Consider the following 12,639-nt stretch of genomic DNA (forward strand, 5'->3'; position numbering starts at 1 on the left):
CGCGATGCGCAGTTCATCGAACGGGCCGATGCAAGAAAAACTCTCCCCGCATCGACTGCGCTTCGCGCAGTCGATGCCCAGAGGTCCAGGGCTGGCCCTGGTTCGGGTCGAGGGGCGAACAGCCCCCGCGGGGTCCGGGGCAGCGCCCCGGCGCGACGGCTCTCCTTGTTACCGGACCGCTGGCAAGAGCGGATCGCTCCCCATTTTCGTCGCGACGATGGGGCCTTGCGCGCCCGAGCGCCACGGCAGATCGGGCCACCAGCGCGCGGGGGGCGGCGCCGCGCCCGGCTCGACGCTCTCGCCTGGCCGCGGCACTACGGTTGTCACGCCGGACGCTTGGGCGGCGACGAGCACGCGCTCGATGGGCTCGGTCCAGCCGTGGAAGGCGAGGTCGAAGAGCCCCCAGTGCACGGGGAGCAGCACGCGCCCTTGCACCATCTGGTGCGCGATGACGGCCTGCTCCGGCCCGAGGTGCCAATCGGGCCACGCGCGCCCGTAGGCGCCGACCTCGATCATCGTCACGTCGAAGGGCCCAAGCTTCGCGCCGATGTCCCGGAGCGCGGGAAAGAGCCCTGTATCTCCCGAGAAATATGCCCGATGGTTCGCCCCGACGAGCGCGTAGCCGGCCCATAACGTCGCGTCCTTGTCGGAAAGGAAACGCCCCGATGCGTGCCGCGCCGGCGTGCAAACGATTTCGAGCTCCCGGACGCGCGTTTTTCCCCACCAATCGAGCTCGACGATACGCGCCTCCGGCACGCCCCAGTACGCGAGGTGCGCGCCGACGCCGAGCGGCGCGACGAAGAGCGTGTCGCGATCCTTCATCGCCTCGATCGTTGGCTGATCCAGGTGATCGTAGTGATCGTGCGAGATGATGACCGCGTCGAGCGAGGGCAGATCCTCGAGCGGCAGCGGCGGCGCATAAAAACGCGCCGGGCCGATCCAGGTCAGCGGCGAGGCGCGCTCACCCCAGACCGGATCCGTCAAGATGCGGTGCCCGTCGATCTCGATGAGCATCGAGGAATGCCCGAGCCACGTGATGCGCAGGCCGCTCGGGGGCGGCGTTTCGAATCGCGCGCGGCCAGGCTGGACCGTGGGCAGGGCTTGGGACGGCGTGGCGTACGGGCTCACGTCGAGCATGCCTTTGATCATGCCCCATCCGTCGTTCCAGAGCGGCTCGGGGTTCTGAAATTGCCCCTCGTTATACTGGGGCGACGCTTCCATCCGTGCGCGCCGCGACCCCTCCGCGCGGCGCCCGAAGGCCCTCCAGCCGTCGACGATCCCGACGAGCACGAAGAGGAGCACCGAGGCCCCGAGGACCACGAAGGCCCGGCGCAACCAGAGGCGCCACGCGGGCTTCGCTTTCGGCTTGGGCTTCGAGGCCGGCTCTGCCGCGGAGGACATGCCGGCCACGCTATCGCCTTCCCCCCTTCACTTGCAAGCGGGGCACTCGCAGAGGACGTTCTTCTCCGAGGCCTGGATGCAGGTGAACCCATCCCCGCAGACCGGCTCCGCGCAGGCGCACGAGAGCGGATCCGGCCCGCAAGGATCGGGGACGCATTGGTATTCGGACCCGAAGGCCTGCTTCGTGACGCAGACGTACCCCTCGAGGCACTGGAGCATGTCGCCGCAGAGCAGGGGCACATGGCACAAGGACGCCGAGCCACTGTGCCAGCGGTCGTCGTCCCCGCACGTCACGGTGAACAACACGTCGCTTTGCGCGCAGTTATAGGTGCACGGCGACTCCTGCGCGCACCCCGACTTGCACGGGGCTCCTTCCAGAGGCGGTGAGGACGGGCAGGGATTGGGCGGCGCGCAATCGACGTCGGCCTCGGACCAGCTCCCCGCCGTGCACGAGAACAGGCGCGGGCAACACGCGCCGTACGTGCACTCCTGATCCGCCGACAGATGGCAAGGCGCGCCGTTGACCGGCGGATCGACCGGACACGTGGTGCTGCCGGAGCCGCCCTGACCCCCGCCGCCGGCGCCACCGGATCCGCCCTGGCCCCCGCCGCCAGGGCCCCCCGAAGTTTGCTCGACATCGACCTTCCCGCTGCAGGCCACGAGGACGGGGAGGACGAGAAGAAAAGCACGATGGATGGGAAAAAGCATGCGCGCGATTCTACACGAGCTCTCCCGCGCGGCGCGCTTTCTCGACAGCGGGGCGACGGGCACCGCCGTTGCAGTCTCGCCCGCGCATGCCGGCGACCGTGGCCCTCGTGCTCGCATGCCTCCTCGCGGCGCGCCCTGCCCTCGCGCTCGCGTGCCCGGACTGCCCACTCGCGCGGAGGACACGCGCGTTCATTCTGGAAGATCCGAATACGTGGGCCCACCTCGCGCTCCTGCTCCTCCCCTTCTTGGTCGTCTGGCTCGTGGCGATCTGGCTTCACCAGCGCGGGCAAACCGCGGGAACGGGAAAGGACGGGTGACGTGATGGGACGGGACAAGAAAAAGGGCGGTGGTCTCCTCGCGGCGGGGATCCTCCTCGGCGTGGGGCTCGGGGGGTTCGTGGACGGCATCGTGTTCCACCAGATCCTCCAGTGGCACAACATGCTCTCGTCGTGGCTGCCGCCGACGAACCTCCTCGACATGAAGGTCAACATGTTCTTCGACGGCCTCTTCCACGCCGTCGCGTGGACGACGACCGTGATCGGCCTCGCCTTGCTCTGGCGTGGCTTCAAGAAGGACACGATTCCCCGCTCGACGCCGATGTTCGTCGGCGCGATGTCGCTCGGCTGGGGCCTCTTCAATTTCGTGGAGGGCCTCATCGACCATCAGCTCTTCGGGCTGCACCACGTGCGGCCGGGCGAACGCGAGCTCGTGTGGGACATCGGCTTCCTGGCCTCCGGTCTTGTGCTCGGCGGTATCGGGTGGGCGCTCATCCGGAAGGGGCGCACCGCGAAAACCGCCTGAACGCCAAACTTGGCCAGGGCTCCTCGCACGCACGACGATGGCGCGGGGGAGAACTCGCGTGTCATCCGATCGCTCGTCCCGCTTCGGGCCTCCTGCCAGGCCCCCGCATCCGGCTACCGTGGCGCAGCGGCGTGCCGCCCCGCCCGGGCCGCCCGCCGCATTGCCGCCCCACGCCGCGACCGCACCGTTCGGGCCCTCCAAGGCCCTGCCGCCGCACGCGGCGACGGTGATGCAGCGGCGCCCAGCTCCGTTCGGAGCTGCCAGCGTGTCCGGAACGGCCCAGCGGGCGCAGCTCGTGAATGAAGTCAACCAGAAGGGAAAGATGCTCGCGTGGTCGACCGGGGCCGCCGTCCGCGTCGGCCGGCGCGTGGCGTTCTTCGACAATTCGCCCGCCACGCATGCCGTCTTCAGCGTGAACAACGTGGTCTACGGCCTCAAGGGCGACTTCAACGGCGGCGAGATCGACGTGGACGACAATTCTCTCGACGCGCCGTACACCTGGGTGACGGAGGTCGTCGGCCTGGGCTCCCAGGAGATGAACCTGTTCTGGGCCGTCGCGCAGAAGAAGGCCATCGAGATGACGTACACGCTCGTCACGCACAACTGCTACACGCCGGTGACGGCGGCGCTCGTGGTCGTGCGGGATGCGATGAACGAGCAGGACAAGCGCGTGCAGACCATCAACAAAATGCTGAAGGACCTGAGCGCGGACAACTTCGGCCTCGGCGCATACAAGCACACGCACAAGCACAAGGACGTGCTCTGAAAGGCCGCGCCCTCAGTACGTCGAGAATCCCGAGCAGCTCGACGTGATCTGCATCGACTGCGATCCGCTCGCCACGAAGCTCGAAATGCCCTGATCCCGATCGTCCACGATCCACACCGTCTTCGGCCCGCCGCCCGAGTACGACGAGGTCGTGTTCGAACCGAGCGACGTCCGCGTCCCGCTGCCGAACTTCGGGTTGTCCCCGAAGAACAATTTTACCGTACGCGAGCAGCTGTTGTGCAGCCTCAGCGAATACGTCGATCCGCCGCCGCCCGAGCTCGCCCCCCCTGCCCTCGCGGCGCGCTCCTGGTCCGCGCGCGCGCGGCTCGCGTCGAAGTCCGCGCGCATCTGCGCCGAGTGCGCCTCCTGCTCGGCCCGGTACGCCGCTTTTTGCTGGACGATCTCGTTCGTTTTCTGGTTGTAGAAATCGACGTCCGCCTGCCCCGCCCACGCGAGCCCCTTCTCCGCCGGGGCGCCGTGCGAGTGCTGCAAACAGCTATCGAGCAACGCGAACCGCTCCTCGTCGTCCCGGGCCGCCGGCCGCGCCTTCTTGCAATGGCCGACGACCTCCCCCGATCGCCCCGCGTCGTCGAGCTCCTTGAGCAGCGGCACGCACGCGAACACGGTGGGCCGCGCGGCCATCGAGGCCTCCAGCGTCGTCATCGCGTCCGCGTTCCGCTTCGCGTGGATGAACAGGATCCCCTTCGAGGCGAGCGCCTCCGCCTTCTGATCGGGGTTTTTCTTCGTGGCCTCCTCGAGCGCCGCGTCGACCTCGGCGAGCGCCGCCTCGCCGTCGAGCTTCTTCCGGTCGACGATCCCCAGGACGAAACAGGCCCCCACGCGCTGCGCGAGCAACCGCGCCGCGTTCATGTCGCCAGGGCTCGCCTTCACCGCGGCGCGTGACTCTTCGAGCTGCGCCAGGATCTGCGCGTCATTCTGCGCCTGCGCGTCGGCCATCACCTGCTGCTGCTGCGCTTGCATCGCCGCGGGATCGAAGAGGCCCGCGTAGGGGTTGAAGCAACCCGCGGAGGAGATCGCTGCGAGGGCGGCGGCGGTGAGGAGAGAAAAACGGTTCGTCACGGGGAGAGCTTTCTACCAGAGCTGCGCCGGGCGGGAAGAGAGAAGCTCGCCGGACGTGCAAACGGCTTCGTGGTACGCTGGCCCCGCCGGAGGCCCTCCATGACGACCGAAGCCGGGACGTTCCAGAAGACCGCGTGTATCCTCTGCAGCCTCAACTGCGGCATCGAGGTGCTCGTCGAGGATCGCAGGCTCACGCGCGTGCGCGGCGACCGAAAGCACCCGGCGTCGCACGGGTATCTCTGCGAGAAGGCCCAGAAGCTCGACCATTACCAGAACGGAAGGGATCGCCTGCACACGCCGCTCCGGCGGCGGCCCGACGGATCGTTCGAGGCGATCGACTGGGACACGGCGATCCGCGAGATCGCGGGCAAGCTCGCGAGCATCCGCGATACCCACGGCGGGGCGTCGATCTTTTATTACGGCGGCGGTGGCCAGGGCAATCACCTCTGCGGCACCTACGCCACCGCGACGCTCGCGGCGCTCGGCTCGGTGTACCGCTCGAACGCGCTCGCGCAGGAGAAGACCGGCGAGTTCTGGGTCGACGGCAAGCTCTTCGGCCGCCCCCGCTGCCACACCGCGCCCGATTTCGAGCACGCCGAGGTGGCCGTCTTCGTCGGGAAGAACCCCTGGCACTCGCACGGCTTTCCCCGCGCCCGCCACGTGCTCAAGGAGATCGCGGCCGACCCCGCGCGCGCCCTCGTCGTCATCGATCCGCGGCGCTCCGAGACGGCCCGGCTCGCGCAGTATCACCTCGCGGTGCATCCCGGCACGGACGCCTTTTGCCTCGCCGCCATCCTCGGCACGCTCGTGCAGGAAGACCTCGTCGATCATCGCTTCCTCGCCGAGCACACGACCGACGCGGAGCCCGTGCTCGAAGCCCTCGCGCGCGTGCCCGTCACCGAATTCGCGGAGCGCGCGGGCGTCGAAGAATCCCTCGTGCGCGAGGTCGCGCGGCGCATCGCCCGCGCGAAGAGCGTCGCGATCCAGGAAGATCTCGGCGTCCAGCAGGCGCCGCATTCCACGCTGGATTCGTGGCTGGAGAAGCTCGTGTACCTGCTCGTCGGCAGCTTCGCCAAGGAGGGCGGGATGAACATTCATTCGCGGATGGCCTCGCTCGGCGGGGGCGGCGGCGGGGGCAAACGCGGGAGCACCACGCCCGTCACGGGGGCGCGGATCATCACGGGGCTCGTACCCTGCAACGTGATCCCGGACGAGATCCTCACGGACCACCCCGGGCGGTTCCGGGCGATGATCGTCGAGAGCGCGAACCCCGCGCACTCGCTCGCCGATTCGAAGCGCTTTCGCGAGGCCTTCGCCGCGCTCGATTGCCTCGTCGTGATCGACGTCGCGCTCACGGAGACCGCGCGGCTCGCGCATTACGTGCTCCCCACCGCGTCGCAGTTCGAGAAATGGGAAGCGACGTTTTTCACGCTGGAGTTCCCGAAGAATGCCTTCCAGCTCCGCGCGCCCCTGCTCGCGCCGCTCGCCGGGACCTTGCCCGAGCCCGAGATCCATCGCCGCCTGGTGCGCGCCCTCGGCGCGCTCGACAGCGTGGATCTCGCGCCGCTCGCCGAGGCCGCCCGGGCCTCGCGGGGCGAATACGCCATGGCGTTCATGGGCCTCGTCGGGGCGCGGCCCGAGCTCATGGCGCTCGCGCCCATCATCCTTTACGAGACGCTCGGCCCGACGTTGCCCGAGGGCGCCGAGGCCACGGCCGTGCTCTGGGGCATCGCGCAATCGTGTTTCATGAGCTTCCCCGAGAGCGTACAACGCGCGGGTTTTCCCGACGCCGACGCGCTCTTCGACGCGATCCTCCGCGAGCGCTCGGGCATCACGTTCACCGTCGATCCGTACGAGGAGACGTGGGCGCGGCTCGATACCCCGGACAAACGAATTCGCCTCACGGTCCCGGAGCTCTTGCCCGAGCTCGTCGGCCTCGCGACGGAGCCCTCGCCGGCCCGAGACGCGCGTTATCCCTTCATCCTCGCGGCCGGCGAGCGACGATCGTCCTCGGCGAACACCATTTTTCGCGATCCCGCGTGGCGCAAGGTCGACCTCGACGGCGCCCTTCGAATGAGCCCGGCGGACGCCGCGGAGCTCGGCGTCTCCACGGGCAGCGTCGTGCGCATCGTGACCGAGGGCGGCAGCGCGACCGCCACCGTGGAGGTGAACGACGGCATGCGGGCCGGCCACGTGAGCCTCCCGAACGGCGGCGGGCTCGTGTATCCGGATGCGGCGGGCGGAGAGCGCAAGCACGGCACGGCACCGAACGAGCTCACGCACCACGCGCAGCGCGATTGGCTCGCGGGCACGCCGTGGCACAAGCACGTGCCGGCGCGGATCGAGCGGATCGACGCGGCGTAGACGTCAACGACGCCGCTTGCCGATCCCGTAGGCGATGCCCTGCTCCAGGCTGCCCAGCGTCACGATCCCGCGGAGATCCGAGCCGAGCTCGATGAGGGTCTTCGCAACGTCGCGGCCCACGCCAGTCAGCACGAGCTCGGCCCCGAGCAGGCCCACGGCGCGCGCGGCGCGCGTGATCGCGTCGGCGGCGTCGTGATCCACGTGCGGGACGCCGGTGACGTCGAGCAGCACCACGGAGGCGCCGCGCTGCGCGACGCCATCGAGCAGCACCTCGAGCAGCCGCTCGGCGCGCTCGGCGTTCACGCTGCCGACGAGCGGGACCGCGACGACGTGCCGGGCAATCGGCACGAGCGGGGTCGAGAGCGCGCGCAGGGTCTCGTTTTGCGCGGCGATGACCTGCTCGGCGAGCGCGCGACGTTCCTCCTCGACGGCGAGCGTCGCCGTCACGTCGGCGATGATGAAGGCCTCGCAGGAGGGCCCTCCGTCCTCGTGCAAGGCGAACGCCGTGAGGTGCCCCTGGAACACCGACCCGTCGGTCCGCCGGAACGTCCCGATCTCGCCGCACCCCTTGTGGCCTCGCGCGCGCTCCTCCGCCACGCGACCTCCTGCCACGAAGGCCGCGACGTCGATTCCGACCCCGGCGCCTTCCACACCGAAGAGCGCGCGGCTGGCGTCATTCGCATAGATCGGCTCCCCTCCCGTTCGGGTCACCGCGATCGCGCTCGGCGCATGATCGGCGAGCGCGCGAAACAGCCGAACGGAGCGCAGGGATTCTTCCAGCTCGGCGGTGCGGCGCGAAAGCGCCTCCCGGTTGAGGTGCGCCTCCGTCGTATTGCGGACCAGCATGACGATCTGCTCGGCATCCAGAGGGACGATACGCGCCTCGTACCACTCCACGCTGGGGCCCATCGTGAGCGAATACTCGGTTTGCCCCACCTTGCCACATGCGAGCGCCTTCGCGACGACGTGGAGGAGCTCTGCGCCCACATCGGGAGGCAATACCTCCTGCATCCGCTTGCCGAGGAACACCTCGGGCGGGACGTACAGGTCGCCGTCCGTCCTGGCCCGGTAATCGACGATGGTCCCGTCCCGCGTCAGCCGAAAGAAGAGATCCGGCAATGCACGGAAGAGCGCCCTCACGGTGTCGGCTTCCTTCGCCTGCGCCTCGCGCTCCTGTTCGAGACGCGCCACGCGCTGCCGGAGCGCCTCGTTCTCGTTCCGGAGCTCACAAACTTCCGCGTCGACGGTCATCAGCGCTGTCCCCCTGCGGTACGTCAGGGGCACACTAGCACGATTTCGTCGCCCGGGACGGAGTTCAGGGCGGGGCAGGACGCGATGGCTACGTCATGCCATTGACGCAGGCCGCGATCACGCCGCCCCGATCCACGACGCCACGAAATCGAGGTATGCCTCACGAAGCTCGGAGAACACCGTCACGTTCGGGATGTGGTTCAGCTCGAGCAGGTGCTTCGTGCCGTCGGGCTCGACCATGTAATCGATCGCGAACATCTCCAGGCCGAACGCCGCGCCGATGCGCCGCGCATCCTCCACGAGCTCCGGATCGGCCTCCGCCTCGGGCAGCAGCACCGATCCTGCATCGTGGATGGACTTGAGCCACGTCGCGCCGGCCATGCGGATCTGCCACGCGCGCTCGCCGAGCACGTGGATCCGCGTTGCCTCGCCGCGCACGAACGGCTCGATCAACGTCGGCTCCTCGGCGCGCCGCGCCCCCGTGAAGAGCTCTTTGTTCTCCCCGCAATGCCACTCGCCCCATTTCGCGACGAGCGTCTCCCCTTCCCTCGCCGAGACCGGCGAACCCCGGTCCGCGAGCCCGCGCTTCATTGCCCCAAACCGCGTGACCGCGAGCGCCCGCACGAGGCACGGGATGCGTGGACGCGCGTCCATCATCCCCCGCGCGAGCGGCAGACACGGGCCGCCCCAGAGCGCGAGCGCGGTCAGAAAGGGCATGTCGTCCTCGAAGATGCCGTGAAACACGACGCGCGAGACCGGCACGTACACTTCGTACGCATTCGGCCGCTCGACGAAGAGCTCACCCGCTTCGAGCTTGATCCGCGGCAGGACGGGGCAGGACAGGAGGGGGATCGGGGTTGAGAGGCGTGCGCGGAGATCACGCACCTCGGGCTCGTCGAGGCCCACGAGGAGGAGACGGGTCATGGGAGGTTACCTCCGCGCATCCGGCAACGGATCCCTTGGCGCGTCAATCACCAAACGGTCAACCATCTTTCGTCGCCCGCGACGGACGCACGGGGGAGCACGACGCGACGGCTACGTCGCGATGCGACGGTACGCCTCCGTCATCGTGCCGTCATTGATCCAGGAGGCCACGAAATCGAGGTAGGCTTCACGATGCTCGGGGAACACCGTCACGTTCGGGCTGTGGTTCAGCCCGAGCAGGTGCTTCGTGCCGTTGGGCTCCACCATGTAATCGACCGCGAACATCTCCAGGCCGAACGCCCAGCCGATCCGCCGCGCGTCCTCCACGAGCGCTCGATCGGCCTTCGCCTCGGCCAGCACCACCGCTCCGGCATGGTGGATGGCCGTGGGCCACCTCTCGCCGGCCATGCGGATCTGCCACGCGCGCCCGCCGAGCACGTGGATCCGCGTCGCCTCCCCGCGCACGAACGGTTCGATCAACGTCGGCTCCTCGACGCGCCGCTTCCCTGTGAAGAGCTCCTTCTTCTCCCCGCAATGCGACTCGCCCCATTTCGCGACGAGCGTCTCCCGTCCCCTCGCCTCGACGCACGCACCGAGGTCCGCATAGCCGCGCTTCATCGCCCCGAAGCGCGTGACCGCGAGCGCCCGCACGAGGCACGGGATACGCTGACGCGCGTCCATCATCCCCCGCGCGAGCGGCCAGCACGGGCCACCCCAGAGCGCGAGCACGCTCAGAACGGCGAAATCGTCCTCGAAGATGCCATGAAACACGACGCGCGAGACAGGCCTGTACGACGGGCTCGAATGCGGCGCGACGAAGAGCTCGCCCGCTTCGAGCTTGATGCGCGGCAGGACGGGGCAGGACTCGACGCGGGCCGAGTTGTAGAGGAGCGGGCGGAGATCACGCACCTCGGGCTCGTCGAGGCCCACGAGGAGGAGACGGGTCATGGGAGGTACCTCCGCGCATCCGGCAACGGATCCCTTGGCGCGTCAATCCCCCAACGTTCACAATCGTCCCCCTGGAGGACCGAACTTCATGCGCGAACGGACCATCGCTTTCCTCGTCTTCCCCGAGATCACGCCCCTCGACCTCGTCGGGCCCTTGCAGGTGCTGAAGGCCCTCGAAGGGTCTTCCGATCTCCGGACCGTCACCGTCGGCGAGCGCGTCGAGCCCGTCGAGACCGATTTGCCTTTTCGTATCGTCCCCGAACGCACGCTCGATGAGGTGCCCGAGCCTTACGGCATCGTCGTCCCGGGGGGCCTCATCGGGCCTTTTCACGCGATGGCCAGCGATCGCATCATGGGCTGGCTTCGCGCGGCTGCGCCGAAGGCTGCCTTCGTGAGCTCGGTGTGCACGGGCTCGCTCGTGCTCGCGGCGCTTGGCTTGCTCGAAGGCAAGAAGGCCACGACGCACTGGTCGTTCCTGCCGCACCTCGCGCGCTTCGGGGCGACGCCCGTCAAGGGGCGCTGGGTCGAGGACGGCAACGTGATCACGGCGGCCGGCGTCTCCGCGGGCATCGACATGGCGCTTGCGCTTGGCGCTCGCCTCACGAGCGAGGCTGCGGCGAAGGCGGCGCAGCTCGTCATCGAATATGAGCCTGAGCCGCCTTTCGGGCCCATCGCCTGGGAGGGCACGGGGCCGCTCGTCCAGGCCATGGGCGGCGTCGTCGCGCAGCGGCTCCCCGCGATTCTTCGCGACAAGCCGGAGCTGCTCGCGAAGTTCGCGCCGTAGCGCTCGTCCTCGGGGGCGTGGATGTGCAAGGATGCGCCCTCCATCATGACGAACATCGCACAAGGGCAAACCCTGGAGATCGGCCCCCACCGCGCGCGCTTCGAACCACCGGACGTCATTCGCGTAAGGTGGCAGGGATCCATGAACGCCGACGTCTTCGACACGCTCTTCCAGTGGTCGGACGAGCTGCTCGGCGGCGCGAGGCATTTCGTGATCTCCGACATGACGCACCTCGATACCGTGAGCCCGTCCGCGCGCAAGGCGGCGGCGACGGATCCGAGGTCCCCGCGCATTGCGGGCATCGCCATCGTCGGCGCGAGCGCCCACATGCGGGCGCTCATGGGGCTCTTTTTGAAGGCCCTCGAGCTCATGTACGGCGAGGGCACGTTCCGGAGGGCCTTTTTCGATTCGGAGGACGAGGCCCTCGCCTGGGTGAATGCGCAGCGCGCGGAGCTCGGCCCCGCGTCGCAGGCGGGGTCCGAGCGCGCCCGGTTCGCGCCTACTTCGGGATGATGATCGGATCGCAGTTCGTGAAGCTCAGGGTCGACTGAACCTTGAAGTTCGATCCCGTGCTGTGCCGCTCGGCGTGGAAGAAGTCGAGCGTGTACTCGTTGCCGGGCACGATGCCGAGCTCGGCGGCCTTTGCGTCGAGGTTCAGCGTGTCGGTCTGCGGCGGGTGCAGGCCGCCGAGATCGATGGCGAGGCGGTTGTTCACGAAGACCCAGAGGTCGTCGTCGCCGCTGAACGCGAACGTCTCGCCGCCCTTGTACTTGAACGTCATGTGCAGCTCGTAGGTGAACCCGTAGTTGTGGTCGAAGTCCTCGTTGCCGAAGAGCTGCCCGTCGATCGGGAAGAACGCGGTGCTCTCGAACGTGGCGATTCCGGTCGCCGGGTCCTCGGTCAGCGTCACCTTGAACGGCATCGACATGTTCACGCCTTCGACGTCGCGGTACCACTGGTTGAACTCCGTCGCGCCCGTCGTGTGCGCGGTGGGGCCATCCGGGGCGTACACGGGCTTCTTGTCGGCCCCGAGATCGAACTTCACGAGGCCCTTCAGGCCGTCGCCGCTGAAATGCTCGAAATCGGGGTGACCATTCGGATATCCCTTGAAATCGCGCACGATGCCCACGAGCTCGGGCGAGCAGTTCCCGCCGCCCGCGCCGCCTGCGCCGCCGCTGCCGCCGGGGCCGGCGAAGATGAAGCCGCCGTCGCCGCCTTGACCGCCCATCCCTCCGAGACCGCCCATCCCTCCCGAGCCGCTCTGGGAGGACGAAGAATTGCCCGCGCCCGCGCTGCCGCTCGGGTCGCCGCCGCCTCCGCTGCAGCCGATCGCGGCGCCGGTCAAAAGGAGCGACGTCGTCATGGTGAATGTAAGGGCCGCCTGTCGTAAAAGCATCATTCCTCCTACGTGAAGCTGAATCGCATCCGCGTGAGCAGACGAACGCGAGCCTACAGCTTGAATTTCTTTCTTGCGAGCAAGAACGTGGCTGCTATCTTGCTCGCCCCTCTCGGAGGACTCCGCCCTTGCGCCTGTTTTCCTGAATCCAGCCGTTCATAGACGTGCCGTGACGCCCGGCGCCCTGCCCCGACGATGAAACGCGGGGGACGCGCG

General features: G+C 68.6%; 13 protein-coding genes. 6 read left to right on the forward strand and 7 right to left on the reverse strand.

Features of this window, described 5'->3' with window-relative positions; all coding sequences use genetic code 11:
• Nucleotides 1-168 precede the first annotated feature (168 nt).
• Nucleotides 169-1,401, reverse strand: a complete 1,233-nt coding sequence (locus tag QHF85_RS43440; RefSeq protein ID WP_281333372.1) for an MBL fold metallo-hydrolase — start codon at nucleotides 1,399-1,401, stop codon at nucleotides 169-171.
• 27 nt (nucleotides 1,402-1,428) lie between these two features.
• Complete coding sequence (locus QHF85_RS43445) at nucleotides 1,429-2,109, reverse strand: hypothetical protein (RefSeq protein ID WP_281333373.1); 681 nt, start codon at nucleotides 2,107-2,109, stop codon at nucleotides 1,429-1,431.
• Between the two features lie 86 nt (nucleotides 2,110-2,195).
• Here QHF85_RS43445 and QHF85_RS43450 point away from each other — a divergent pair, with 86 nt between their 5' ends.
• The 3 genes from QHF85_RS43450 (at nucleotide 2,196) to QHF85_RS43460 (ending at nucleotide 3,676) form a co-directional block, all read left to right on the forward strand.
• Entirely contained in the window at nucleotides 2,196-2,426 is a 231-nt protein-coding gene (locus tag QHF85_RS43450; RefSeq protein ID WP_281333374.1) for a hypothetical protein, read from the forward strand.
• Between the two features lie 4 nt (nucleotides 2,427-2,430).
• Complete coding sequence (locus QHF85_RS43455; RefSeq protein WP_281333375.1) at nucleotides 2,431-2,910, forward strand: DUF2243 domain-containing protein; 480 nt, start codon at nucleotides 2,431-2,433, stop codon at nucleotides 2,908-2,910.
• A gap of 265 nt (nucleotides 2,911-3,175) precedes the next feature.
• On the forward strand, nucleotides 3,176-3,676 hold the full coding sequence (locus QHF85_RS43460) for a hypothetical protein (RefSeq protein WP_281333376.1): 501 nt from the start codon (nucleotides 3,176-3,178) through the stop codon (nucleotides 3,674-3,676).
• Between the two features lie 12 nt (nucleotides 3,677-3,688).
• Here QHF85_RS43460 and QHF85_RS43465 read toward each other — a convergent pair whose 3' ends face one another.
• Complete coding sequence (locus tag QHF85_RS43465; protein ID WP_281333377.1) at nucleotides 3,689-4,756, reverse strand: hypothetical protein; 1,068 nt, start codon at nucleotides 4,754-4,756, stop codon at nucleotides 3,689-3,691.
• Nucleotides 4,757-4,855: 99 nt separating this feature from the next.
• On the opposite strand from QHF85_RS43465, the gene QHF85_RS43470 reads away from it, so the two are divergent.
• Nucleotides 4,856-7,120 (forward strand): molybdopterin-dependent oxidoreductase, encoded by a 2,265-nt coding sequence (locus QHF85_RS43470; RefSeq protein WP_281333378.1) that lies wholly within the window; start codon nucleotides 4,856-4,858, stop codon nucleotides 7,118-7,120.
• Nucleotides 7,121-7,123: 3 nt separating this feature from the next.
• On the opposite strand, the gene QHF85_RS43475 is transcribed toward QHF85_RS43470, so the two are convergent.
• From QHF85_RS43475 to QHF85_RS43485, 3 genes are all read right to left on the reverse strand, one after another.
• Nucleotides 7,124-8,371, reverse strand: coding sequence for a PAS domain-containing protein (locus tag QHF85_RS43475; protein WP_281333379.1), 1,248 nt, complete (start codon nucleotides 8,369-8,371; stop codon nucleotides 7,124-7,126).
• A 117-nt stretch (nucleotides 8,372-8,488) separates the two neighbouring features.
• The gene (locus QHF85_RS43480) at nucleotides 8,489-9,295 is read right to left on the reverse strand and encodes a hypothetical protein (protein WP_281333380.1); all 807 of its coding nucleotides are present in this window, start codon (nucleotides 9,293-9,295) and stop codon (nucleotides 8,489-8,491) included.
• 111 nt (nucleotides 9,296-9,406) lie between these two features.
• On the reverse strand, nucleotides 9,407-10,243 hold the full coding sequence (locus tag QHF85_RS43485) for a hypothetical protein (RefSeq protein ID WP_281333381.1): 837 nt from the start codon (nucleotides 10,241-10,243) through the stop codon (nucleotides 9,407-9,409).
• 88 nt (nucleotides 10,244-10,331) lie between these two features.
• On the opposite strand from QHF85_RS43485, the gene QHF85_RS43490 reads away from it, so the two are divergent.
• Together QHF85_RS43490 and QHF85_RS43495 are read left to right on the forward strand one after the other, a co-directional pair.
• Complete coding sequence (locus QHF85_RS43490) at nucleotides 10,332-11,027, forward strand: DJ-1/PfpI family protein (protein WP_281333382.1); 696 nt, start codon at nucleotides 10,332-10,334, stop codon at nucleotides 11,025-11,027.
• 45 nt (nucleotides 11,028-11,072) lie between these two features.
• Nucleotides 11,073-11,540 carry an STAS/SEC14 domain-containing protein gene (locus tag QHF85_RS43495; protein ID WP_281333383.1) on the forward strand — a complete coding sequence of 156 codons (468 nt, stop codon included), beginning with the start codon at nucleotides 11,073-11,075 and terminating at the stop codon, nucleotides 11,538-11,540.
• Here the strand turns inward: QHF85_RS43495 and QHF85_RS43500 are convergent.
• Nucleotides 11,527-12,390: a fibro-slime domain-containing protein gene (locus QHF85_RS43500; protein ID WP_281333384.1), complete on the reverse strand. Its 864-nt coding sequence runs from the start codon at nucleotides 12,388-12,390 to the stop codon at nucleotides 11,527-11,529. The two genes, QHF85_RS43495 and QHF85_RS43500, sit on opposite strands and share 14 nt — an antisense overlap.
• Nucleotides 12,391-12,639: the final 249 nt, after the last annotated feature.

The organism is Polyangium sp. 6x1, from assembly GCF_029946515.1.
In the GTDB taxonomy this organism is placed as follows: Bacteria; Myxococcota_A; Polyangia; order Polyangiales; family Polyangiaceae; genus Polyangium.

Bases quoted from the DNA above. Each gene is read 5' to 3' on its own strand.
- QHF85_RS43470 (WP_281333378.1), top strand. From the start codon at position 4,856: ATGACGACCGAAGCCGGGACGTTCCAGAAGACCGCGTGTATCCTCTGC.
- QHF85_RS43450 (WP_281333374.1), top strand. From the start codon at position 2,196: ATGCCGGCGACCGTGGCCCTCGTGCTCGCATGCCTCCTCGCGGCGCGC.
- QHF85_RS43440 (WP_281333372.1), bottom strand. From the start codon at position 1,401: ATGTCCTCCGCGGCAGAGCCGGCCTCGAAGCCCAAGCCGAAAGCGAAG.
- QHF85_RS43445 (WP_281333373.1), bottom strand. From the start codon at position 2,109: ATGCTTTTTCCCATCCATCGTGCTTTTCTTCTCGTCCTCCCCGTCCTC.
- QHF85_RS43485 (WP_281333381.1), bottom strand. From the start codon at position 10,243: ATGACCCGTCTCCTCCTCGTGGGCCTCGACGAGCCCGAGGTGCGTGAT.
- QHF85_RS43500 (WP_281333384.1), bottom strand. From the start codon at position 12,390: ATGACGACGTCGCTCCTTTTGACCGGCGCCGCGATCGGCTGCAGCGGA.
- QHF85_RS43480 (WP_281333380.1), bottom strand. From the start codon at position 9,295: ATGACCCGTCTCCTCCTCGTGGGCCTCGACGAGCCCGAGGTGCGTGAT.
- QHF85_RS43495 (WP_281333383.1), top strand. From the start codon at position 11,073: ATGACGAACATCGCACAAGGGCAAACCCTGGAGATCGGCCCCCACCGC.
- QHF85_RS43490 (WP_281333382.1), top strand. From the start codon at position 10,332: ATGCGCGAACGGACCATCGCTTTCCTCGTCTTCCCCGAGATCACGCCC.
- QHF85_RS43455 (WP_281333375.1), top strand. From the start codon at position 2,431: ATGGGACGGGACAAGAAAAAGGGCGGTGGTCTCCTCGCGGCGGGGATC.
- QHF85_RS43475 (WP_281333379.1), bottom strand. From the start codon at position 8,371: ATGACCGTCGACGCGGAAGTTTGTGAGCTCCGGAACGAGAACGAGGCG.